The sequence below is a fragment of the Winogradskyella endarachnes genome (assembly GCF_009741275.1).
Lineage (GTDB): Bacteria > Bacteroidota > Bacteroidia > Flavobacteriales > Flavobacteriaceae > Winogradskyella > Winogradskyella endarachnes.
Map to the genome: position 1 here is coordinate 105,949 of NZ_WOWS01000005.1, position 24,477 is coordinate 130,425.

The following is a 24,477-nucleotide window of genomic DNA, read 5'->3' on the forward strand; positions in this document are numbered from 1 at the left end:
AAAATGGAAACACTTAAAGACTTCCTTAAGGATAAAGGTTATTCTAAAATAAAATTAAAATTTACCAAAACAAATCATTTTGAAATAAAGGCATCAATAAATGGTGTAAAAGGGCGTTTTATTTTAGATACAGGAGCCTCAAATAGTTGTGTAGGTTTTGAAGCCATTGAGCGATTTAATTTAAAAGTAAAAGATTCTGAAATTAAAGCCGTTGGTGCAGGTGCATCAGATATGTTAACACAAATTTCGAAATCTAATGATATTAAATTAGGAAAATGGAAGAGACATAAAGTTGCCTTAATTCTATTTAATCTCTCTCATGTAAACACTGGCTTAATAAACCATAATGCAGAACCTGTAGACGGAATTATAGGAGCAGATATATTAAAAAAAGGAAAAGCGATTATTGACTATGAAAAAAAATACCTGTATTTAAAGCTTTAATAAATTCAGAAAAATGATTCTTTCTTAGTACTTTTAAAAATAATAGCACATTGAATTAATAGCAAAGATGAAACCTAATATAATTATTGCAGATGACCACCCTCTGATCTTAAAAGGGTTATATGATTATTTAATTGAAAAAAATTATAATGTTATTGCTAGTGCAAAAAATGGTAAAGAAGCTTTAGCATTAATAAAAGCACACCAGCCAGATATTGCTATTTTAGACATTAAAATGCCTTTTTTTTCAGGTCTTGAAATTGCAGAAAAATGTAAAACAGAAAATCTGTCAACAAAAATTGTTCTCATCACTTTTGAAAAAGATGAGAAAACCTATAACGAAGCTAAAGCATTAGATATTTATGGCTATGTTTTAAAAGAGTTTGCTTTAGAAGAAATTGAAAATTGTATTAAATCTGTAATAAATGATAAACCCTATTTTAGCCCAGAATTGATTTCTTATATAGAAATAAATCAAGGTCCAATAAAATTAAAATCCTTAACTGATGCAGAATTAAAAGTTCTTAAACTTGTTGGAGACAATAAAACGGCATCAGAAATAGCAAAAGAGCTATTTATTTCATCTAGAACAGTAGAAAAACATAAAAGCCACATAAGAAAAAAACTTGCACTTAACTCTAAATCAACAAGTTTGTATCTGTTCGCTAAAGAAAATTCTAAATTTTTATAAATATACGTAGATCTACGTATAGTATTGTATCTAATTATTTATGACCTTTACACTGATGATTGAATTTTATCGGTTTAATCGTTGTTATTAATTAAGGGTTAATAACGAACTAATAGTTAGTTCTTAGGGGATTATTAAAGCCTTGAACATCCGTTCGAGGCTTTTTTCATTAAAAAAGTTTAAAAAATACGTAGATCTACGTATGGTATTGCTTCATATTTATTTGCAATTTTACATCAGCTATTATTAAATACTTTAAGGTAAAATATTAACAATCTGAGTTTTACAAACAAATCAGAGCTTTAAAAACAACTAAAATTATGGAATCTGTTAAAAATAAATCATCAAAACGAGACCGACTATTTATAGCACTGTTAATTATAAGTTCGGTTATTGTAATATCTGCCAATATTGCTGTTAATTTTCTTAGTTAAAACAGTTAATTGTTCTATTATTAGTTAGTAAATTAAGAACAAAAAAAGCGCAATTCTTACAGAATTGCGCTTTTAATATATTTATAAACTATAAAGCTTACATTTCTAAAGCTTTCATTACATTATTATCCATTAATAATTCCTCTGGGTTTTCTAATGCTTCTTTTACCGCCACTAAGAATCCTACAGACTCTTTTCCATCAATAATTCTATGATCATAAGATAAAGCAACATACATCATAGGATGAATTTCTACTTTACCATCTACAGCAATTGGACGCTCAATAATATTATGCATTCCTAATATTCCACTTTGTGGAGGATTAATAATTGGTGTAGACAACATACTTCCAAATACACCACCATTTGTAATGGTAAACGTTCCACCTGTCATTTCATCTACAGTAATTTGTCCGTCTCTTGCTCTTAAAGCTAATCGTTTTACTTCGGACTCAACTCCTCTAAACGTTAAGTTTTCAGCATTTCTAATCACTGGCACCATTAATCCTTTAGGACCAGATACTGCAATGCTAATATCAACAAAGTCATAAGTTAACATTTCTTTACCGTCTATCATAGAGTTAACAGCTGGATACATCTTTAATGCTCTTACTACTGCTAAAGAAAAGAAACTCATAAACCCAAGACTCACGCCATGTTTAGCCTTAAAGTCTTCTTTATATTGCTTACGTAACTCAAAAATAGGTGTCATATTAACCTCATTAAATGTGGTTAACATTGCTGTTGTGTTTTTAGCCTCAACTAAACGTTCTGCTACTTTACGGCGCAACATTGACATTTTACTGCGTGTTGTTCCTCTGTTTCCTCCAGTAGGCGTTCCCATTGATGGTACAGCTTTAACAGCATCGTCTTTAGTTATTCTTCCATCTTTTCCAGTACCCGAAATTGAACTTGCATCAATTCCTTTTTCAGCTAAAACCTTTTTAGCCGCAGGACTAGCCGTACCTGTTGCATAGGTTTTAGATTCAGTAGAAACTGGCTTAGGCGCTTCTTTTTTAGGAGCCTCTTCCGTTTTAGTTTCTTTGGCTGGTGCTTCACCACCTTCTGGTTTGGCTGCACTAGTATCTATTAAACATACTACTGCACCAACCGCCACAGCATCACCTTCTTCTGCTTTTAATGTTATTGTACCACTAACTTCAGCTGGCAACTCTAATGTTGCTTTATCACTATCTACCTCAGCTATGGCTTGGTCTTTTTCTACATAATCTCCATCTTCTACTAACCATTCTGCTATTTCTACCTCAGTAATTGATTCGCCTGGCGAAGGCACTTTCATTTCTAAAATCATGGGCTTTATTTTTGTTTAAGCTCTAATTTGAGTTGTTTTATTTTTATCTCTGGTTGTTTTTGGTTTTATCAAAAACGTAATCTATAACTTCTTTATGTCTAATTTTAGATCGTGTAGAACTACCTGCTGCTGGAACACCATATGGTCTTCTACTTGCCGCTCTAAAATGTTTTGCTTCATCTAAATGCATTAAAATATGACTGTAAGCTCCCATATTTCTTGGTTCTTCTTGTGCCCAAACTACATCATCTGCATTTTTATATTTTTCTAAAATTGTTTTTATTTGTTTTACAGGTAAAGGGAATAATTGCTCTATTCTTACCAACGCGATATCTGTTCTTCCTAACTTTTCTTGCTCTTCTAACAAATCGTAATAGAATTTACCTGTAACAAAAACTAATGTCTTTACTTTATCTACTTTTGCAGAGGTATCATCTATTAACATTTGAAAACTTCCTGTTGCAAATTCATCTACAGTTGACACAACTTTTGGATGACGCAATAAACTCTTAGGCGTAAATACTACTAAAGGTTTTCTAAAATTGGCTTTCATTTGCTTACGCAATAGATGAAACATATTAGCAGGTGTAGTACAATCTGCAACAAACATATTGTCTTTGGCACATAATTGCAGATAACGTTCCATGCGGCCAGAAGAGTGTTCTGCTCCTTGACCTTCATAACCATGCGGCAATAACATTACCAATCCATTTTGAGTTTTCCACTTATCTTCTCCTGATGATATATATTGATCTAACATAATTTGAGCTCCATTACTAAAATCCCCAAATTGTGCCTCCCAAATAGTTAATGTATTTGGGCTTGCCATTGCGTAACCATAGTCAAAACCTACAACACCATACTCTGATAATAATGAATTAAATATGTTGAATTGCCCTTGGTTTTCAGAAACATTTTTAAGTAAAATAATTTCTTCTTCACTATCTTCTACCTTTACTACAGCATGACGATGTGAAAATGTACCACGCTCAACATCCTGACCAGAAATTCTAACATCAAAACCTTCAGACAATAATGAGCCATATGCTAAGTGTTCTGCCATTGCCCAATCTAAACGATTTTCATTAAACATAGTTTGACGCGATTCTATTAATCTCTGAATCTTTCTTATAAACTTCTTATCTGATGGTAAAGTAGAAATAACTTTTGTTATATCTTTTAGAATTTTTTTAGACACCGTTGTATCTACTTGCTCCATCATTCTATTTTCTGTAACTCTAGTAAAACCTTTCCACTCTTCTTGCATAAAAGCCGTAATCTCGGTTTTATCTTCTTTACGAGAATCTACTAATTTTTCTTCTAAAGACTCTTTATATCTTTTTTCTATATGCTTAACGTAACCTTCTGTAATTACACCTTCTTCTAACAAACGCTGAGCATAAATATCTCTTGGGTTCTTATGTTTTGCAATAGCCTTATATAGTAATGGTTGCGTAAACTTTGGTTCATCACCTTCGTTATGACCATATTTTCTATAACCTAATAAGTCAATAAAAACATCGCGTTTAAACTTCATTCTAAAATGCAGTGCAAATAGTGCTGCATGTACAACAGCTTCTGCATCATCAGAATTAACATGTAAAACTGGTGATAATGTAACTTTACCAACATCTGTACAATAGGTACTAGAACGTGCATCTAAATAATTAGTGGTAAAACCAATTTGATTATTCACCACAATATGAATAGTACCATTTGTTTTATAGCCATCTAATTTAGCCATTTGTACTACTTCATAAACAAGACCTTGACCTGCAATAGCTGCATCACCATGCACTACAATTGGTAATACTTCAGAGGCATCTGTAATACTATCTTTATCTTGTTTTGCCCTTGCAATACCTTGCACCACTGCACCAACCGTTTCTAAATGCGAAGGATTAGGTGCAATATTAAGATTAATCTTCTTATTGTTGTACGTTTCACGATTACTCGTCCAACCTAAATGATATTTTACATCACCATCAAATACTTTTTCTTCGTAATCTTTTCCATCAAATTCACTAAAGATATCTTTAGCAGATTTACCAAAAATATTTGTTAATGTACTTAAACGACCTCTGTGAGCCATTCCCATAACAAATTCTTTTACACCATGATCCGCAGCTTTCTCTATAATAGCATCTACAGCTGGTATTAAAGATTCGTTTCCTTCTAATGAAAAACGTTTTTGACCTACGTATTTTGTATGTAAAAATGATTCAAAGGAAACTGCTTCATTTAATTTATTTAAAATATACTTCTTTTCATCAGCTGTAAATTTTGAATGATTATCATTTACATTCAACTTATTCTGAATCCATTCAATTTCTTCAGGCTGTCTTATGTACATATATTCTATACCTATAGAATCACAGTAAATATTTTCTAAATGATCTATAATAGTTTGTAATGTAGCATTAGAACCTAAACCTAAAACTTCCCCTGCCGAAAAAACAGATTGTAAATCGCTTTGAGCAAGGCCAAAGTTTTCAATCTCTAGAGTTGGCGCATATTTACGTCTTGCTCTAACCGGATTTGTTTTAGTAAACAAATGACCTCTACTTCTGTAGCCATCAATAAGTTTTAAAATTTGAAATTCTTTTTGAATTTGTTCTGGTATCTGTGCAGTAACACCTTCTACAATCTCACCATCCATTCCATAATTTTCTGAGCCAAAATCGTAACCTTGAAAAAAGGCACGCCAACTCGGTTCTACAGAATCTGGGTTTTTTAAATATTGATCGTATAAATCAGCAAAGTATGCTGTATGTGCTGCGTTGAGAAAGGAATATTTATCCATTATACTTTTTGAGACGTTGTCGTTTCAACATAATTTAGCCAAAAATACAACTTTTAGCAAAAATAGATAAGGTTTTATTATATTTATAACAAAATGAAAAAACAATTATGACTATCACATCTTTAAAGCAATTTTGTAATAAAAAAAATAAATTAAGTATCATTTTAATATGCTTTTTTACTTTATTTTCATTTGGTCAAGGCTCTGATACAAAAAGTAAATTTTGGAATAACGTAGAATTTGGAGGCGGTTTAGGTTTAAATTTTGGCGATGGCTTTTTTAGTACTGCTGTTTCACCAAATGCTTTGTATAGGTTTAGTCCTTATATTGCTACTGGAGTTGGACTCAATTTTTCTTACAGTTCACAAAAAGATGTATTTAAATCTACGGTTTTAGGAGGAAGTGTTATTGGTTTATTTAATCCTTATGAATTATTGCAAGTTTCTACAGAGTTTGAGCAATTACATGTGAGTAGAGATTTTAATCAAAATTTTGTTTCAAATCTCGATGATGACTATTGGTATCCCGCTTTATTTTTAGGGCTAGGTTATGTTTCTAATAATGTAACTATTGGCATAAGGTACGACGTTCTTTATGATGAAGATAAAAGTATCTACTCTGAAGCTTGGATGCCGTTTGTACGTTTTTATTTTTAAGAATACTTAGCTTTAAACCAAACTTTTTGCCATTCGCGCTGAAGTATTAAAAACGTTACCTCTTCTGAGAGTTTTAAAGGATCACTTCCATCTAATCCTTTAATTTTTAATTCGGAGACATCTACAATATAAAGTAAATTAAGGTAGTCTGAAAATTTATAATTTACGAGGTTAAAAACGGTTTCTTGTAACACCAATTTTAGGCTCGTTGGCAACGTTTCTTCATTAAATTCTAAATCTATATTTGCGTAAAGTAAATCTTTATTAAGCTGAAGAATTAATTTTTGATACAACTTTAACCCTTTTGCTTCAATAATTAAATCTTCAAAATTAGATGGCAAAGTCATTAAACACGTCTCGTCATTAATTGTTCGCCAAAAAGTCTTAATACTTGTTTTTTATCTTCAGAAATATTCAAAGTTTCTAATACTTTAAAAGCTTTATTGGTGTAATCTTTTACAGCATCTTGCGTTGCTTTGGCTGCACCAGTATCTTCAAAAAATTGCTTAGCAGATTTAACTTTGTCTTCATTAGATAACACATTGTTCTGCATCAAAAACAAAAATTCTTTTTCATCTTCATTGGTTCCTAATTCCATCGTTTTAAGATATAAATAGGTCTTTTTGTTTTCAATAATATCACCTCCTACTTGTTTACCAAAAGTTTCAGGATTACCAAAAGCATCTAAATAATCGTCTTGTAACTGAAACGCTATACCAAGTAGCCGACCAAATTGGTATATAGAATTTTGGTCTTCAAGAGAAGCCTTAGCAACAATAGCTCCCATTTTCATGGCTGCACCAACCAAAACAGCTGTTTTGTACTCAATCATTTTTAGATACTGAGTAATGGTTACATCGTCTCTTGTTTCAAAATCAATATCATACTGTTGACCTTCACAAACTTCTAAAGCAGTTTTACTAAATAGTTGAGCTAATGCCTGAAACGTTTCTGGCTCATAATTCTCAAACAACTGATAAGCCAAAATTAACATAGCATCACCAGAGAGGATACCTGTATTAAGATTCCATTTTTCATGAACGGTTTCTTTACCTCTTCGTAAAGGTGCATCGTCCATAATATCATCATGTACTAAAGAAAAATTATGAAAAACCTCTATAGAAAGTGCTGCATCTAAAGCATTATCTAACGTTTCACCAAAAACCTCTGCCGTCATTAAAGTTAATACTGGTCTTAATCGTTTACCTCCTAATTGTAAAATATAATTAATAGGTTGGTATAAATTATTTGGTTCTTTGTGTACTGTAAATCCTTCTAAATGTTTTAGAAACGACTTTTGATAGTTTTCAATTTGTTGCATTCTACAAAAATAATGTTTTAAACATATTTTAAACTAATGTTAACTATGTTAAAAAAAGATTAAAACTTAGGAAACTTTTTTTGTTTTTTAAGTTTCCTATTGTAAGTTTGCCCCATAATTACAGAAATTCCGTTTTAGCGGAACATAAATATGAAGGAAAAAATAATAATAAAATCTACTGAATTGTTCTTAAACTTAGGGTTTAAGAGTGTTACCATGGATGATATTGCTAATGAAATGGGCATTTCTAAAAAAACCATTTATCAGCATTTTCAGAATAAAACAAAATTAGTTGAAACAACAGCTATGCATGTTTTCGAAAATATTTCTTGTGGTATCGATGATATTTGTGCGTTAGATAAAAACCCAGTTGAAGAGATTTATGAGATTAAGCGTTTTGTAATGCTTCATTTAAAGGATGAAAAATCTTCACCTCAATATCAACTTCAAAAATACTATCCTAAAATTTACGCATCTCTAAAAACAAAACAATTCCAAAAAATGTTGGGTTGCGTCACCAGAAATTTAGAACGTGGTGTTGCACAAAACCTTTACAGAGACTCTATTGAAATTGATTTTATAGCACGACTTTATTTTAATAGTATGACCTCTTTAAAAGATCAAGATATTTTTCCACGTGAAAATTTTTCAATGGCAATGCTAATGAATAATTTTTTAGAATACCACTTAAGAGGAATCTGTTCAAATAAAGGCTTAGAAAAAATAGCAAATTTAAACACCAATCAAATATAACCAATGAAAAAGACACTAATTATAGTAGTAGGTTTTATAATTTTTAAATCAGGATTTGGGCAAGAACAACCTAAAAGTTTTTCGCTTCAAGAAGCTATTAACTACGCTTTAGAAAATAACCGAACCGCTATTAATGCCGCCCGAGATATCGACGCAGCAGAAAAACAAAAATGGGAAACTACAGCAACCGGATTGCCACAAGTAAGCGCAAGTGTAGAATATAATAATTGGCTTAAGCAACAGGTAACTCTTTTAGACCTTGACTTAGATGGCTCTAATGAAGAGTATATTTTTAGCCAAAAACAGTCTATGACAGCTACAGCAACTCTTAGTCAAAAAATATTCGATGGATCTTATATTGTAGGTTTACAATCTGCAAAAGTATTCTTAGAAATATCTAAAAATGCTAAAATAAAAACAGACTTAGATATCAGAAAAGCTGTAATAGAGGCTTATGGCAATGTTCTTTTATCTGAAGAAAGCATTGTTATTTTAAACCGTAATATAGAAGTTTTAGAAAAAAATCTTCTTGAAACTCAAAAAATATATGACAATGGTTTGGGTGAAGAAGAAAGCGTAGAACAATTACAAATTACATTATCTAGTGTAAAAAGCAATCTCAATAATGTAGAAAGATTAAAAACGTTAGCCTACCAAATGCTTAATATTAATTTAGGATTAGATGTATATGACACTATAATTTTAACAGATAATCTCGAGGTTTTAACTGCACAAAACATATCATTATCAATTTTAGACATAGATAACAATCCCGAAAGCACTATAGATTATTTAATTGCTCAAAATGATACAAAATCTAAAGAGTTACAACTAAAATTAGAAAAGAGCAAAGCGCTACCAACACTTAATGCTTTTATTAATGGTGGCTATGTTGGTTATGGCGCAAAAGAATTTAATTTCGCTAACAACAACCAAGATTGGTTTGGGTCCTCTTTATTAGGTGTTACATTAGACATCCCTATCTTTAGTTCTGGTATGAGAAGTGCTTCTACACAAAGAGCTAAAATAAATTTAGAAAAATCTAAAACAGAATTAACCGAGACAGAACAACGTATTAAACTTGAAATAGCATCTGCTAAAAGCGATTATCAATTTGCTATTGAAGATTACGAAAACAAAAAGCAAAATTTAAATTTAGCAGAACGTATTGAAACAAAAAACCAAACTAAATTTTTTGAAGGTATTGGATCTAGTTTTGAGCTTCGCCAAGCACAAACACAATTATATACGGCACAGCAAGAGTTGCTGCAAGCGATGCTAGATGTTATTAACACAAAAGCCACTTTAGAAACCGCATTAAACACTACAATTTTAAATTAACCAACCATGAAAAATATATATTCAATCGTAATTATCACTTTACTTTTAGTCTCATGTGGAGGAGAGAAAAAGAACTCTACAGAAAAGGTTTTAGAAAGTAACAGTCTAGAAACTATACGTAAAAAAAGAGGTGAATTAGTGAATGAGCAGCAAGCTATTCAAAACCAAATTAAACTATTAGACGAAAAAATAAAGACTTTAGATACTACTCAAAACGTACCATTAATTACATCATTTACGGCAAAAGCCGAAAAGTTTGAGCACGTATTAGAATTACAAGGTAATGTAACAACAAAAAACCTTTTAACAATTACACCAGAGTACAATGGCATTCTAACTAATGTGTATGTAAAAGAAGGGCAAAAAGTAAGAAAAGGACAATTATTAGCAAAGATTGACGATGGAGGATTAAGCCAACAAGTAGCACAATTAAAAATTCAATCGGAATTAGCAAAAACTACCTACGAACGTCAAAAGCGTCTTTGGGACCAAAATATTGGTAGTGAAATTCAATATTTACAAGCCAAATCTAGCTATGAATCTCAACAAGAAGCTGTTAACCAATTACAACAACAAATAGCAAAAACAGTAGTAAGAGCACCTTTTTCTGGCACTATTGATGATGTCATTACAGAACAAGGAAGTGTTGTCGCTGCAGGTGTATCTGAGCTAATGCGTATTGTAAATCTTAACGATATGTATATTGAAGTTGAAGTACCAGAAAGCTATGTATCTAACGTAGTTGCTGGTAAAAAAGTTGAAGTAAACATCCCAGTGTTAGGAAAAACAATTGAAACTAAAATCCGTCAAGCAAGTGATTTTATAAACCCTGCTAACAGAACTTTTAAAGCAGAAATTGAAGTACCTAACAAAGATAAGGACATAAAACCTAATCTTACAGCGCGTTTAAAAATTAACGACTACACAAGTGAAAACGCTATTTTAATTCCACAAAGTGTAATTTCAGAAAATGCCATGGGAGAACAATATGTTTATGTTGTAGCAAATAAAAATGAAAAAGGAATTGGTACTGCAAAACGAATTATTATTGAAACAGGTAAAACACAAGGTGATGTTATAGAGGTTTTAAATAACCTAAAAGAAGGAGCAGAAATTATAAAAGAAGGAGCTCGTAGTGTAAAAGACGGTCAATCAGTTGAAGTAATCAGCTATAAAGAAATGGGAAATGAACAATAAAAAGAAAAAAAATACTGAGAAGGAATTCGGAATGTCATCGTGGGCAATAAACAATAAAACCACAATGTATGTTCTTATTGCACTCTTTTTCTATTTAGGTATCTCTGCTTTTTTTAGCATGCCTAGAGAAAATTTTCCTGAGGTTAACGAAACAAAAATCTATGTCAGCACCGTATATCCTGGTAATACAGCTGAGGATATTGAGAAATTGATTATAGACCCTCTAGAAGACAAATTAAAAACGGTTAGTAATGTTGTAGAGACCACCTCAACATCTCAAGAAGACTACGGAATGCTAATTGTAGAATTCGATGAAGGCATTACTGTACAAGCCGCTTTGCAAAAAGTAAAAGACGAAATTGATACAGAAACATCAAGTGAAGATTGGCCAACTTTTAATGGCGCCAAAGTAGAACCAGATGTTTTTGAATTAAGCCTTTCTGAAGAAATGCCTATACTTAACATTAATATTTCTGGAGATTATCCTATTGAAAAGCTTAAGGATTTTGCTGAATATCTTCAAGATGAAATTGAAAATCTTCAAGAAATTAAAAAAGCAGATATAAGAGGTGCTCAAGAAAAAGAAGTAGAAGTTGCCGTAGACATTTATAAAATGATGGCTGCTAAAGTTACCTTTAACGATATTCTTGGAGCAATTAATAATGGTAACGTAACCCAATCTGCTGGGAACCTAAAATCTAGTGGTCAGCGTAGAACAATTAGAATTATTGGTGAAATTGAAAAACCATCTGAGTTAGAAAATTTTGTTGTAAAATCTGAAAACGGTAACGCCATATATTTAAAAGATGTTGCCACTGTTTCTTTTAAAGAAGAAGATAAAACCACTTTTGCTAGAAAATCTGGAGACCCTGTAGTTATGCTCGATGTTAAAAAACGAGCAGGTAAAAACATGGTGGCTGCTGCAGAACAAATACAAGTTATTGTAGAAGATGCAAAAGCAAATGTTTTTCCTCAAGACTTAGTAGTTTCTATTACTAACGATCAGTCTGAGAAAACCATTGGGCAAGTAGATGATTTGGTAAACAACATCATCTTTGGAGTTATCTTAGTTGTAACTGTTTTAATGTTCTTCTTAGGATTTAAAAATGCACTTTTTGTTGGGTTTGCAATCCCAATGTCTATGTTTATGTCACTTATGTTTTTAAACCTTATTGGTTATAGTTTAAATACCATGGTACTTTTTGGTTTAATTATGGGACTAGGTATGCTGGTAGACAACGGAATTGTAGTTGTTGAAAATGTTTACAGGCTAATGGAAGAAGAAGGCATGAGCAGAATTGAAGCAGCTAAAAAAGGTATTGGCGAAATTGCTTTTCCTATCATTATATCTACTGCAACCACAGTGGCAGCCTTTGTTCCATTAGGGCTTTGGCCAGGAATTATGGGAGAGTTCATGAAAATTTTACCAATAACATTATCCATTGTTTTAGGCTCATCTTTGTTTGTTGCTATATTTTTTAACTCAGTATTAGTATCTAGATACATGACTATTGAGGATAAGGATATGCCGTTAAAACAGATTATTAGAACCACAGCAATCGTTGGTAGTATAGGTTTATTAATTCTAATTTTTGGTGGCTCTTTTAGAGGCCTAGGAACCATAATGGTGTTTACAGCAATAATGCTTTGGGCATATCGCTTCTTCATTAGAAAATGGGCTAACAGTTTTCAAAATAAGTCTTTAGTAAAATTAGAAAATTGGTACGAAGGTCAATTGCGCTGGGCTTTAACAGGTTGGAAACCTCAAATTTTAACAGGTACTACAGTTCTCTTATTAATTGCTTCTTTTATTGCCTTTGGAATATCAGTATCAACACAACGTACTAAAATTGAGTTTTTTCCAGACAATAAACCAAATCAAATTATTGTCTATATAGAATATCCTGAAGGAACAGCTATTGAAAAAACAAATGCCATTACTAAGCAAATTGAGAATCGTGTGTACGAGGTTATCAATGATGATTTTTACATGGATGGCGATAAAAATTTCTTAGTAGAAAGTACCGTTTCACAAGTTGGTGAAGGTGCCGGAAACCCAAATACAGATTCTGGTTCTTCTGCAGAAATGCCACATAAAGCTAAGATTACGGCTTCTATGAGAGAATACAAATACCGACGTGGAGAAGACAGTGAAATTTTACGTCAAAAGGTACAAGAGGCTTTGGTAGGCATTTATCCAGGTGTTATAATTTCAGTAGAAAAAGACGTTAACGGACCACCTGCAGGATCACCAATAAATATTGAAATTGAAGGTGATGATTACGTTGAACTTATTGCTACGGCAGAAAAAATGCGCGAGTTTATTAACTCTAAAAACGTACCTGGTATAGATGAGCTTAAGATTGATGTTAACAAAGACAAGCCAACCATGCTAGTTGAAATTGACAGAGAAAAAGCTGGTGAATTAGGTGTTACGGCAAACCAAATAGGCACGCAATTACGAAATTCTATTTTTGGATCTAAAGCAGGTATATTTAAAGAAGATGGTGAAGACTATGATATTTATGTACGTTTTAATAAAGAAAACAGATACAATACAAGTGCCTTATTTAATCAAAATATAACCTTTAGAGATAATACTGGTCAATTAAAAGAAGTACCACTTTCTGCTGTTGCTAAACAAAAAAACAACTCAGGGTTTAATGCCATAAAGCATAAAGATGCGCAGCGAGTTGTTACCGTATATTCTGCTTTAGCACCAGGTTTTACAGATGCAGGAGCTATTGTTACTCAGATTCAAAACGAAATGAAGAGTTTTGAAGGTTTGTCTGAAGATATTCACATTGATTACACAGGTCAAATTGAAGAACAGAACAAACAAATGGCATTCTTAATGGGCGCATTTTTTACTGGTCTTGGTTTAATTTTCTTCATATTAATATTTCAATTTAATTCAATCTCTAGACCAACCATTATTATGATTGCAATATTCTTGAGTTTTATTGGTGTGTTTGGAGGTATCGTGTTATCAGGAAGTGCATTCGTTATTATGATGACCATGGTTGGTATCATCTCGCTTGCAGGTATTGTGGTTAATAATGGTGTGGTTCTTTTAGATTATGCACAATTATTAATAGACCGAAAGAAAAACGAACTAGATCTTGAAGAAACAGATTACCTAAAAACAGAAGATTTATATGAAAGTATTGTTAAAGCAGGTAAAGCCCGTTTAAGACCCGTTTTATTAACAGCAATTACAACTATTTTGGGTTTAATTCCGTTAGCAATTGGACTAAACATTAACTTCTTTACGTTATTTGCAGACTTTAATCCTAATATTTATATGGGAGGAGATAACGTTGTATTTTGGGGACCATTAGCATGGACTGTTATTTATGGTTTATTAGTAGCTACATTCTTAACCTTAATTGTTGTACCAATTTTATTCTACTTAAGTGTAAGACTAAAAATGTGGTTGCGTATTAAATTCACATCACAACCCTTAAGAGCATCTGAAGCTGAAACCATTACAAAAATTGAAGACAGTTCTTCAATTGCTATTGAGAATTAATTATAATTCATATTTTAAATAGAAAAATCCGAAGTCTTTACTTCGGATTTTTTACTTTTGCATTTCTAATAAAAATCTATGTATAGAAGTCACAATTGTGGTGAATTAAGAGCATCACACAGCAATATAGAAGTTACACTATCTGGTTGGGTACAAAGTGTCCGCGATAAAGGTTTTATGATTTATTTAGACCTTAGAGATCGTTATGGCATAACACAATTATATTTTGATGAAGAGCGCACACCAAAGGCCATTATGGAAAAGGCTTCAAAATTGGGACGCGAATTTGTAATTCAAGTTAAAGGAAACGTTATAGAACGTGCTTCAAAAAATCCTAATATTCCAACTGGAGATATTGAAGTTTTAGTATCTGAACTTAATATATTAAACACCTCTATAGTACCACCTTTTACCATTGAAGATAAAACTGATGGTGGTGATGATTTACGCATGAAATATCGTTATCTAGATATTCGTCGTAATCCTGTAAAAAACAGCTTAATTTTTAGACATAAAGTTGCACAAGCGGTAAGAAACTATTTATCTAACGAAGATTTTATTGAAGTTGAAACACCGTATTTAATAAAATCTACACCAGAAGGTGCAAGAGATTTTGTGGTACCTTCTCGTATGAACGAAGGGCAATTTTACGCCTTACCACAATCACCACAAACATTCAAACAGTTATTGATGGTTGGTGGCATGGATAAATACTTTCAGATTGTAAAGTGTTTTAGAGATGAAGATTTAAGAGCAGACAGACAGCCAGAATTTACACAAATAGACTGTGAAATGGCTTTTGTAGAGCAAGAAGATATACTAAATACATTTGAAGGTTTAACACGTCATTTACTTAAAGAAATAAATGGTGTTGAAGTAGAAAAATTCCCAAGAATCTTATACGATGATGCTATGCGTTTGTACGGAAACGACAAACCAGACATTAGATTTGGAATGGAATTTGGCGAATTAAATGAGGTTACACAGCATAAAGATTTTGGCGTTTTTAATTCTGCTGAATTGGTGATTGGTATTGCTGTACCAGGTGGAAATAAATTTACAAGAAAAGAAATAGATAACTTAATAAAATGGGTTAAGCGTCCGCAAGTTGGTGCTTTAGGCATGATTTATTCGCGTTGTAACGATGATGGTACATTTAAATCTTCAGTAGATAAATTTTACGATCAAGAGGATTTAGCAAAATGGGCAGAAGTTACAGGTGCAAAAGCAGGTGATTTAGTTTGTGTACTTTCTGGAGAAACAAACAAAGTAAGAGCGCAATTAAGTGCCTTACGTATGGAATTAGCAGAGCAATTAGGTTTAAGAAAACCAAATGAATTTGCGCCACTTTGGGTAATGGATTTTCCGCTGTTAGAATGGGATGAAGAGACTGAGCGTTACCACGCTATGCATCATCCATTTACATCACCAAAGCCTGGCCAGTTAGAATTATTAGACACCAATCCTGGCGAGGTAAAAGCTAATGCTTACGATTTAGTTTTAAATGGAAACGAGATTGGAGGTGGTTCAATTAGAATTCATGATAAAGCAACCCAAGCCATTATGTTGAAACATTTAGGTTTTACTGAAGAAGAAGCTAGAGCACAATTTGGTTTCTTAATGGATGCTTTTGAATATGGCGCACCACCACATGGTGGCATTGCTTTTGGTTTAGATAGATTGGTTGCCATTTTAGGTGGCCAAGAAACCATAAGAGATTACATCGCATTCCCTAAAAATAATTCTGGTAGAGATGTAATGATAGATGCTCCTGCTCCAATTGACGATGAGCAACTAACAGAATTAAGTTTAAAACTTAATCTAAAATCTTAAAATTTTAAATCCTGCTTCTTGCAGGATTTTTTATTAATTTTATAATATGGCGCTGACATCAAAAAAGCTATTTCGAAAATTTTTAATTTGGAGATATAAGCATATTTCCGAGCGTCAGTTTGTTTTTATACTAAGTATATTAGTTGGCTTTTTAGCCGGAATTGGTACGGTACTTCTCAAAAACTTCACACACTATATACGACTATTATTAGAACTCGAATTTTTCAAAAATTATCAAAACTCATTATATTTTATATTTCCTATTATTGGGTTAATACTTGTTTACATAATTAAGCAAACGTGGCTAAAAAAACATATTGGTCATGGTATTTCTTCTACGCTTTATGCCATTTCAAAACTTGGTGGTATAATACCTAAATACAATATTTACGCAGGTTTAATTACAGCGCCTTTAACAGCTGGTTTTGGTGGTTCTGTAGGATTACAAGGTCCTGCTGTAAGTATTGGTTCTGCTCTAGGTTCTAATGCTGCTCAGTTTTTTAGAATGTCGCAAAAAACACGTATGTTGTTAATTGGTTGTGCGGCTGCAGGCGCAATGGCATCCATGTTTAAAGCGCCTATTGCGGCAATTATTTTTGCAGTAGAAATATTCAGTTTAGACATTGCATTTACTTCATTAATACCATTATTACTGGCATCTGTTTCTGCGGTAGTAACTTCTTACTTTTTTTTAGGAACCGATAATTTATTACGGTTTGAGTTAACTGACAAATTTCAAATTAATGATATTGGGTTTTACGTAATTTTAGCTATAATTACAGGTTTCGCTTCTGTTTATTTCTCTAAGGTCTTTTTTGCCATCACCAATTTCTTTAAACAATTTGAAAGTAGAGCAAAACGTTTGTTTATTGGTGGTTTGGCCATAGGTACGTTACTGTATATTATTCCTGCACTTTATGGTGAAGGTTATGGTATAATGAATAATTTACTAAAAGGCGACCATGTTGCTGCTATAGGTAGAACCCCATTTAATTTCGACCTATCTAATATTTGGATGGTTATTGGTTTACTTTTAGGCATTGCCGTATTTAAAGCTATAGCAATGACTACTACTTTTGGCGCAGGAGGTGTTGGAGGTGTTTTTATTCCTACTCTTATTATGGGAAGTGCATTAGGAAATGCTTTTGCAAAAATTATTAATAATATAGGCCTAGAATTTACAGTTTCAGAATCTAATTTTACATTAATAGGAATGACAGGTTTAATGGCCGGAGTTCTACATGCACCATTAACGGCAATTTTCTTAATTGCAGAAATCACTGGTGGATACGAGCTTTTTGTACCATTAATGATTGTTTCTGCGCTTTCATTTTCAATTACTAAATATTATATCTCTAATTCCATTTACACCTTAAAATTGGCACAACGTGGTGAATTAATGACGCATGATAAGGATAAAAACATACTTATGGTATTGGACATAGATAAAATTATAGAAACCAATTTTATCATTTTAAAACCACATATGACCTTAGGCGAAATATTGAATGATGCTGTTGCTAAATCCTCAAGAAATCACTTTCCTGTAGTTAATAAAAATAAAGAATTTATAGGTGTTATTCGTTTGGATGATATTAGGCATATGATGTTTAATACTGACTTATATGATAAAGTAGATGCCTCTAGTTTAATGCATGGAAGTAAGGATGTTATTATTTACGAGCAAAATTCAATGAATGAGATTATGGAGAAATTTAAAGTCAGTGGTGTGTGGAATTTACCTGTTATAAAGAATGGGAAATATCATGGTTATATTTCAAAATCTAAACTTTTAACGGCTTATAGACAACAATTGATTAATTTTACTTAATCAAAGACTCAATATTTATTTTCACCTATTAGAAAAACCTTATCACTAATTAAAATTTTTATGAAACCCATAAAAACCATTACATTAATCGCCCTTTTAGCTTCATTTACAAGTATAGCTTGTGGATTAATTTTAAATGTTGACTACAAAGAGAAGCTAATTGGTTTTGGTGTTGTAGGTTTATTTTTTATTGTTTTTCCGCTATTCTCTTACTACAGATGGAAAGATAAAGATGTTAAAGACTATATGCTTTCAAAAGAAAATCTTGATAAAATGCGCAAAAGTCAAGAAGAATCTAAGTATTAAAAATAAAAAAAAATCTCACCAAAATTAGCAAAAACCCTAAGCCAATTGGGAGAAAACAAAGGAAATTTCAACTCTAAGTTAACTTATTGATTATCAATTATAAAGTTAAAATTTAAAATAAAACGTTTTATTAACATTAGCGTTCTTTTTTATCTTATCTTTGTCTTTTAATTTTTATATTATATTATAATGACTGGAACAGTTAAATTTTTTAATGATTCAAAAGGATTTGGATTTATTACCAACGAAGAAACAGGAAAAGACATCTTTGTACACGTATCAAACCTTAATGGCGTAGAGTTACGCGAAGGAGATAACGTAGAATACACTGAAGAAGAAGGAAGAAAAGGAATGGTAGCCGCTAATGTAGAGGTACTATAAGTATATATCTTACAAGTTTCAACGCTCAACCTATGGTTGGGCGTTTTTTTTGTGCTTATCTAAAAAATTAGAATATGACATTACAGAATAAAGAACGCACATGCTGTTTATTATAAACATAATGCGCATTTTATATTTTATTGAAACATAATAGGTAAATTAGACTTAACTAATTTGGCAATATAATAAGGTTGCGTCATTACACTAGTTGCATTCCCTTTTGGTCCCTTATGTTTTACAGTCACTATTTTTTGCTCTGATGTTGTGGAAACGTCCAAGTCAATTGAATGTCCTCCGCTTCCTTTAACATTCAAAAATACCGCTATAACAGTATATTTTGAAAAATCTATTTTAGTTTCAGTAAAACTTTGAGATACTTTATTGATTGTATCCATTTGATTTATTAATGCATTCCAATCCTTTTCATTGGTAATTACTAAATTTTGTTTTTCTATACCTTCTGCACCAGAGCCATAAAGATTACCTTTAGCTATTAATACAGTTTCAACAGATTTACTTGCCATATCAGTACTAGTCTTATTGCATTTACATCCAAAAACAAATATTAAAGACAATAGGATTAAGGTTTTAATTTTCATGTGTTTCAATTTAGTTTAAATTACGTTTTTCAATAAAAAACCGTTTCATAAGCGCCGAAGCTTCTTCCGCTAAAACACCACTAACAACTTCGGTTTTAGGATGCAACGTTGTTCCCATTGTTTTAAACCCTCTCTGTGTATCTGAAGCACCAAAAACAATTTTAGAAATCTGGCTCCAATACAAAGCACCAGCACACATTTGGCATGGTTCTAAGGTGACGTAAAGTGTACATTTATTTAAATATTTTCCACCTAAAAAATTAGCAGCAGAAGTTATTGCTTGCATTTCTGCATGTGCCGTAACATCATTTAACAATTCAGTTAAATTATGTGTTCTTGCAATTATTCTATCTTCTATTACAATAACTGCACCAACCGGAATCTCCCCTTTCTCAAAAGCCATTTCCGCTTCTTGAAGGGCTTTTTTCATAAAATAAGTATCGTCAAAAGGATTTATCATAATTGTAAAAATACAATTTCAAAAATTATAATAATTAATCACGGCAAGAAATTTGATGCTATCAAACAAAGCCAACAATTATGAAATCTAGCTATTCTATTTCAATTCCAAAACCATGCCACAAAAATTGGGCTAAAATGACACCAAATGAAAAAGGTCGGTTTTGCCAATCGTGCTCAAAAACAGTAATTGATTTTACTTCGATGCCTAAAGAACAAGTGGAAGACTATTTAGCTCTTAAGAATAAGAAAATATGTGGCCGATTTGAAGTTTCTCAACTCGAAGAAATTAGAATTAAAATTCCACAGCAATTAATGAAACAACAAACTAGTTTTTATAAATTATTCCGATTGGCATTACTCATTACCATGGGAACAACACTCTTAAATTGCTCTGACCAAAATGGAAATATAAAAAAAATTAATACTATTGAAATTGTAGACTCCTTAAAAACAGAAACCAAAGCTAGTATAGAAATTGAAACCACAACGATTATTAAAAATGATTCCATAAAATGTAAGACTATTTCTAAAAATAATGATTCTATAGCTATAACTGTTCCCAAAATAAATAATGAAATTATAGAAATTATGGGAGACATAGTTATTGAACCACCAGAAATAGAAGACTTACCAGAGGAAGAAATTATTATAGGCTATATCACTATTAATAAACCACCAGAATTACAAAACACGCCTCAAAATCTATCGAATTCTGAAAAGAAGACATACCTAACTCATAAAATTAATGAGATTATAACAGCAAATTTTAATACTGATTTTGGCAAAAAATTAAACCTTACAGGAAAACAACGAATATTAACACAATTTACAATAGACACAAAAGGCAATGTCTCGCATATTAAAACAAAAGGCACTCATCAACAATTAGAAGATGAAGCTAGACGGGTTTTAAAATTATTACCTCAATTTATACCTGGTGAACAAGCCGGAAGAAAAGTAAGTGTTGCCTACTCTTTACCAATTGTCTTTATGGTAGAAGACTAATTAAATTGTACTTTTACAACGTGAATAAAACACTTTTAGATCATATTAATCTACCAAAAGATTTACGTCAACTTAAACAAGCAGACTTACCTCAGCTCGCCCAAGAGTTACGTAATTATATAATAAATATAGTTGCCACAAAGGAAGGACACTTAGGAGCTAGCTTAGGCGTAATTGAGTTAACAATTGCACTGCATTACGTTTTTAACACACCAAACGATAAATTAATTTGGGATGTTGGTCACCAAGCGTATGGTCACAAATTACTTACGGGTAGAAAAGAAGTTTTTGAAACTAATAGACAACTTAATGGTATCAGTGGTTTCCCTAAACGTAGTGAAAGTGAATACGATACTTTTGGAGTTGGGCATTCTTCTACTTCAATTTCTGCAACTTTAGGTATGGCAATTGCATCACAATTGAATGGTGAAGACAAACATCATATTGCAGTGATTGGTGATGCTTCTATTGCAAGTGGAATGGCTTTTGAAGGGTTAAATCATGCAGGTGTTACTGATGCAAATTTACTTGTTATACTAAATGATAATGCTATTGGTATTGACCCAAGTGTTGGTGCCTTAAAACAATATTTAACCAACGTAAAAAAAGGCACAGAAAAACAAGACAATATTTTTGAAGCTTTAAATTTTAATTATTCTGGGCCTATAGATGGCCATGATATACCGTTACTAATTTCTGAATTAAGACGTCTAAAAACCATAAAAGGCGCAAAATTTTTGCACATTATTACCACTAAGGGCAAAGGTCTAAAACAAGCAGAATTAGACCAAGTAAAATATCACGCTCCAGGAAAATTTGATGCAAATACAGGAGAATTAATTGTAAAATCCAATGCTAATCAACCTCCAAAATTTCAAGATGTATTTGGAGAAACCATAGTAGAGTTAGCATTAAAAAATGATAAAATAGTTGGTATTACACCAGCTATGCCAACAGGCAGCTCTTTAAAGTATATGATGGACACTATTCCTAATCGTGCTTTTGATGTTGGGATTGCAGAACAACATGCTGTTACTTTAGCTGCTGGTATGGCAACGCAAGGGCTTATACCGTTTTGTAATATCTATTCTACATTTTTACAACGTGCTTATGACCAAGTAATCCACGATGTAGCTTTGCAAAATTTACCAGTTATTTTTTGTCTAGATAGAGCCGGTTTGGTTGGTGAAGATGGTGCAACACATCATGGTGTTTTTGACTTAGCCTATTTAAACTGCATACCAAATATGGTGATATTTGCACCAAGTAATGCAATTGCGCTACGGAATATAATGTACACTGTACAATTAGGTATAGATTTCCCTATTGCCATACGCTATCCAAGAGGACGAGGTCGTTTATTAAATTGGAAAAAACCGTTTGAGACCATAGAAATTGGTAAAGGTAATTGTATAAAAAGTGGAAATGATATTGCTATACTCTCTATAGGTACAATTTTAAAAAATGTTGAAGATGCCATAGCATTAACAGAGACTAATGAATCTATTGGTTGCTACGATATGCAATTTGTAAAACCTTTAGATGAAAATTTATTACATCGCATTTTTACAAAGTATAAAGCAATAATTACCATTGAAGATGGTGCTATAATTGGAGGATTTGCTAGTTCTATTTTAGCTTTTGCAAATACACATCAATACAAACAACGTATTGTAACTTTAGGGATAAAGGACCAATTTATTGAGCACGGTTCGGTTAGTCAGTTACAAAAATTACAACAATTAGATACGTTATCAGTAAAAAAAGCGATTGAAGAATTACTACTCTTCATTAACAACAACTAGGTCTTTAGTTTGCTCAACCTTTTGCTCTACATCGTTTGATTTATAAGAAAAACTTTCATCGTTTTTGCTCGAAATATCGTCTAACATTAATAGGCAAGTCACAACAACAAAGAATATGACTAAGCCTCCAAGTATATTATTTCTCATAAGCAGGTGTTTTAACAGCTTGAATATCAATCAAATTAAAACAATTAACTGTTAAAAAGCAAATTTATTCGATGAAATGCATGGTTTTTAAATCAGGCCTTTTAATTTTTTATGTAACAACATTGCATTGGTATCAGATAATTTTGAAATATACAGACAAACAGCTAGTAGATTATTATACAATGAATCATTACTTAACTGTACAGTTTTTGGTAGTGTATTCAATAAAAGTTTATCGTAATTAGTAAGATTACCTTCAAAATAATTAAATGCCATTTTACCAAAAGATTTTAATAACTGATTTAAAATTTCGTAACCAGCAATCTCTTTATTAATCACATCTTTAGATTGATAAACATTTTTGATACTAATATTAATAATATCTTTTATTTGCGCTTTATACTGGCTAACATCTAATAGTGCCGTTTCAAATTTACCCGCTAAAATATCTTCTTCATGTGTCATAAATAAAGAAGCTGCTTCATTGATTAACCTACCAATGGCCAATGCTCTTAAATAACTTATTCTGTCCTCTGTTGTTCTTAAAGCATTGTAATTTTCAGTTTTAATACTGTCTCTTACCAAATTTATTAAATACTCTAAAGCATATTCTTCTTGTATTAACCCAAGATTAATTCCATCTTCAAAATCAATTATAGTATAACAAATATCATCCGCAGCCTCTACCAAATAAGCCAAAGGGTGTCTATTAAAACTTAGGTTTTCACTACTTCGTTTTGTTAAACCTAGCTCAAAAGCAACCTCATTAAACATCTGTTTTTCGCTTTGAAAAAAACCATATTTTTTATCTACTACATGATTAGATGGTCTTTTTGGTAATGATTCTTTTGGGTATTTCATAAATGCACCTAAGGTAGCATAGCTTAATCTTAAACCTCCTTCTCTTCCTTCTCTGCTTTCAGTTAAAATTTTAAAACCGTTGGCATTACCTTCAAAATCACATAAATCTTGATACTCTTTATCGGTTAAGAGATTTTTAAATTCTGCCCCATTACCTGACTTAAAATAAGCACCTATGGCTTTTTCTCCAGAATGGCCAAAAGGTGGATTCCCAATATCATGTGCTAATGCAGCTGCCGCAACAATAGCTCCAAAATCATTCATTGTGTAACCATGTACGTTCTCTAGTTGAGGATGCTTTTTTAACAACAACTGTCCTACTTTTCTACCTAATGATCTTCCTACCACACTTACTTCTAAACTATGTGTTAAGCGTGTGTGTACAAAATCTGTTTTAGATAATGGAACCACTTGAGTTTTATCTTGAAGCCCTCTAAACTCTGATGAAAATATAATTCTATCATAATCTACTTCAAAACCTAAACGGGTTTCATCTTGTTCTTTTCTTAATCTTTTATTGGTGTCGCCAAAGCGTTTTAAGGAGAGTAATTGTTCCCAGTTCATAGAATTCATTTATAACAAAACTAAGAAAGTTCTTTTTAAAAAATTAAAAACATATAGTTAATGTAAAATTTACATTTAAAATATAGTTGACGTTCCTATAACTAAGGGGTAACAATTTATTAATTTATAAATAGCTATGCGATAACCATTTGATAACTAGATAAGAAGCCACATTACATAATTTTGATACTAATTAATC

General features: G+C 31.8%; 21 protein-coding genes. 13 read left to right on the forward strand and 8 right to left on the reverse strand.

Translation table 11 applies throughout. From position 1 onward, the window contains the following. Positions 1-3: 3 nt before the first annotated feature. Complete coding sequence (locus GN138_RS12690) at positions 4-444, forward strand: retropepsin-like aspartic protease (protein ID WP_157364377.1); 441 nt, start codon at positions 4-6, stop codon at positions 442-444. Positions 445-511: 67 nt separating this feature from the next. Beyond that, positions 512-1,135, forward strand: a complete 624-nt coding sequence (locus GN138_RS12695) for a response regulator transcription factor (protein WP_157364378.1) — start codon at positions 512-514, stop codon at positions 1,133-1,135. A gap of 531 nt (positions 1,136-1,666) precedes the next feature. Here the strand turns inward: GN138_RS12695 and odhB are convergent. After that, positions 1,667-2,881, reverse strand: a complete 1,215-nt coding sequence (gene odhB / locus GN138_RS12700; protein ID WP_157364379.1) for a 2-oxoglutarate dehydrogenase complex dihydrolipoyllysine-residue succinyltransferase — start codon at positions 2,879-2,881, stop codon at positions 1,667-1,669. 43 nt (positions 2,882-2,924) lie between these two features. After that, entirely contained in the window at positions 2,925-5,684 is a 2,760-nt protein-coding gene (locus tag GN138_RS12705) for a 2-oxoglutarate dehydrogenase E1 component (RefSeq protein WP_157364380.1), read from the reverse strand. Positions 5,685-5,791: 107 nt separating this feature from the next. Here GN138_RS12705 and GN138_RS12710 point away from each other — a divergent pair, with 107 nt between their 5' ends. Beyond that, entirely contained in the window at positions 5,792-6,340 is a 549-nt protein-coding gene (locus GN138_RS12710; protein ID WP_157364381.1) for an alpha-ketoglutarate decarboxylase, read from the forward strand. Here GN138_RS12710 and GN138_RS12715 read toward each other — a convergent pair. Both GN138_RS12715 and GN138_RS12720 read right to left on the reverse strand, forming a co-directional pair. Beyond that, the gene (locus tag GN138_RS12715) at positions 6,337-6,687 is read right to left on the reverse strand and encodes a hypothetical protein (protein ID WP_157364382.1); all 351 of its coding nucleotides are present in this window, start codon (positions 6,685-6,687) and stop codon (positions 6,337-6,339) included. The genes GN138_RS12710 and GN138_RS12715 overlap by 4 nt on opposite strands. After that, a complete protein-coding gene (locus GN138_RS12720) occupies positions 6,687-7,661 on the reverse strand; it encodes a polyprenyl synthetase family protein (RefSeq protein WP_157364383.1) in 975 nt (324 codons plus the stop codon). The genes GN138_RS12715 and GN138_RS12720 overlap by 1 nt, the downstream gene beginning before the upstream one ends. Positions 7,662-7,811: 150 nt before the next feature. Here GN138_RS12720 and GN138_RS12725 point away from each other — a divergent pair, with 150 nt between their 5' ends. The 8 genes from GN138_RS12725 (at position 7,812) to GN138_RS12760 (ending at position 18,835) form a co-directional block, all read left to right on the forward strand. Next, entirely contained in the window at positions 7,812-8,414 is a 603-nt protein-coding gene (locus GN138_RS12725; RefSeq protein ID WP_157364384.1) for a TetR/AcrR family transcriptional regulator, read from the forward strand. 3 nt (positions 8,415-8,417) lie between these two features. Further along, positions 8,418-9,755, forward strand: a complete 1,338-nt coding sequence (locus tag GN138_RS12730) for a TolC family protein (RefSeq protein WP_157364385.1) — start codon at positions 8,418-8,420, stop codon at positions 9,753-9,755. Between the two features lie 6 nt (positions 9,756-9,761). After that, positions 9,762-10,952 (forward strand): efflux RND transporter periplasmic adaptor subunit, encoded by a 1,191-nt coding sequence (locus GN138_RS12735; protein ID WP_157364386.1) that lies wholly within the window; start codon positions 9,762-9,764, stop codon positions 10,950-10,952. Further along, positions 10,942-14,484: an efflux RND transporter permease subunit gene (locus GN138_RS12740; RefSeq protein WP_157364387.1), complete on the forward strand. Its 3,543-nt coding sequence runs from the start codon at positions 10,942-10,944 to the stop codon at positions 14,482-14,484. The genes GN138_RS12735 and GN138_RS12740 overlap by 11 nt, the downstream gene beginning before the upstream one ends. A gap of 78 nt (positions 14,485-14,562) precedes the next feature. Continuing rightward, positions 14,563-16,317 carry an aspartate--tRNA ligase gene (gene aspS / locus GN138_RS12745; protein WP_157364388.1) on the forward strand — a complete coding sequence of 585 codons (1,755 nt, stop codon included), beginning with the start codon at positions 14,563-14,565 and terminating at the stop codon, positions 16,315-16,317. Positions 16,318-16,363: 46 nt separating this feature from the next. Continuing rightward, complete coding sequence (locus GN138_RS12750) at positions 16,364-18,148, forward strand: chloride channel protein (protein ID WP_157364389.1); 1,785 nt, start codon at positions 16,364-16,366, stop codon at positions 18,146-18,148. A gap of 60 nt (positions 18,149-18,208) precedes the next feature. After that, positions 18,209-18,454: a hypothetical protein gene (locus tag GN138_RS12755; RefSeq protein ID WP_157364390.1), complete on the forward strand. Its 246-nt coding sequence runs from the start codon at positions 18,209-18,211 to the stop codon at positions 18,452-18,454. Between the two features lie 189 nt (positions 18,455-18,643). Beyond that, positions 18,644-18,835 carry a cold-shock protein gene (locus GN138_RS12760; RefSeq protein WP_157364391.1) on the forward strand — a complete coding sequence of 64 codons (192 nt, stop codon included), beginning with the start codon at positions 18,644-18,646 and terminating at the stop codon, positions 18,833-18,835. A gap of 137 nt (positions 18,836-18,972) precedes the next feature. On the opposite strand, the gene GN138_RS12765 is transcribed toward GN138_RS12760, so the two are convergent. Then, positions 18,973-19,434, reverse strand: coding sequence for a protease complex subunit PrcB family protein (locus GN138_RS12765; RefSeq protein ID WP_157364392.1), 462 nt, complete (start codon positions 19,432-19,434; stop codon positions 18,973-18,975). A gap of 10 nt (positions 19,435-19,444) precedes the next feature. Next, the gene (locus GN138_RS12770) at positions 19,445-19,894 is read right to left on the reverse strand and encodes a nucleoside deaminase (RefSeq protein ID WP_157364393.1); all 450 of its coding nucleotides are present in this window, start codon (positions 19,892-19,894) and stop codon (positions 19,445-19,447) included. A gap of 80 nt (positions 19,895-19,974) precedes the next feature. On the opposite strand from GN138_RS12770, the gene GN138_RS12775 reads away from it, so the two are divergent. Together GN138_RS12775 and GN138_RS12780 are read left to right on the forward strand one after the other, a co-directional pair. After that, positions 19,975-20,901 carry an energy transducer TonB gene (locus tag GN138_RS12775; RefSeq protein ID WP_157364394.1) on the forward strand — a complete coding sequence of 309 codons (927 nt, stop codon included), beginning with the start codon at positions 19,975-19,977 and terminating at the stop codon, positions 20,899-20,901. Between the two features lie 20 nt (positions 20,902-20,921). After that, positions 20,922-22,706: a 1-deoxy-D-xylulose-5-phosphate synthase gene (locus tag GN138_RS12780; protein ID WP_317162755.1), complete on the forward strand. Its 1,785-nt coding sequence runs from the start codon at positions 20,922-20,924 to the stop codon at positions 22,704-22,706. Here the strand turns inward: GN138_RS12780 and GN138_RS12785 are convergent. Further along, positions 22,683-22,853, reverse strand: coding sequence for a hypothetical protein (locus tag GN138_RS12785; RefSeq protein WP_157364396.1), 171 nt, complete (start codon positions 22,851-22,853; stop codon positions 22,683-22,685). The two genes, GN138_RS12780 and GN138_RS12785, sit on opposite strands and share 24 nt — an antisense overlap. Before the next feature lie 87 nt (positions 22,854-22,940). Then, positions 22,941-24,278 carry a deoxyguanosinetriphosphate triphosphohydrolase gene (locus GN138_RS12790; protein ID WP_157364397.1) on the reverse strand — a complete coding sequence of 446 codons (1,338 nt, stop codon included), beginning with the start codon at positions 24,276-24,278 and terminating at the stop codon, positions 22,941-22,943. Positions 24,279-24,477: the final 199 nt, after the last annotated feature.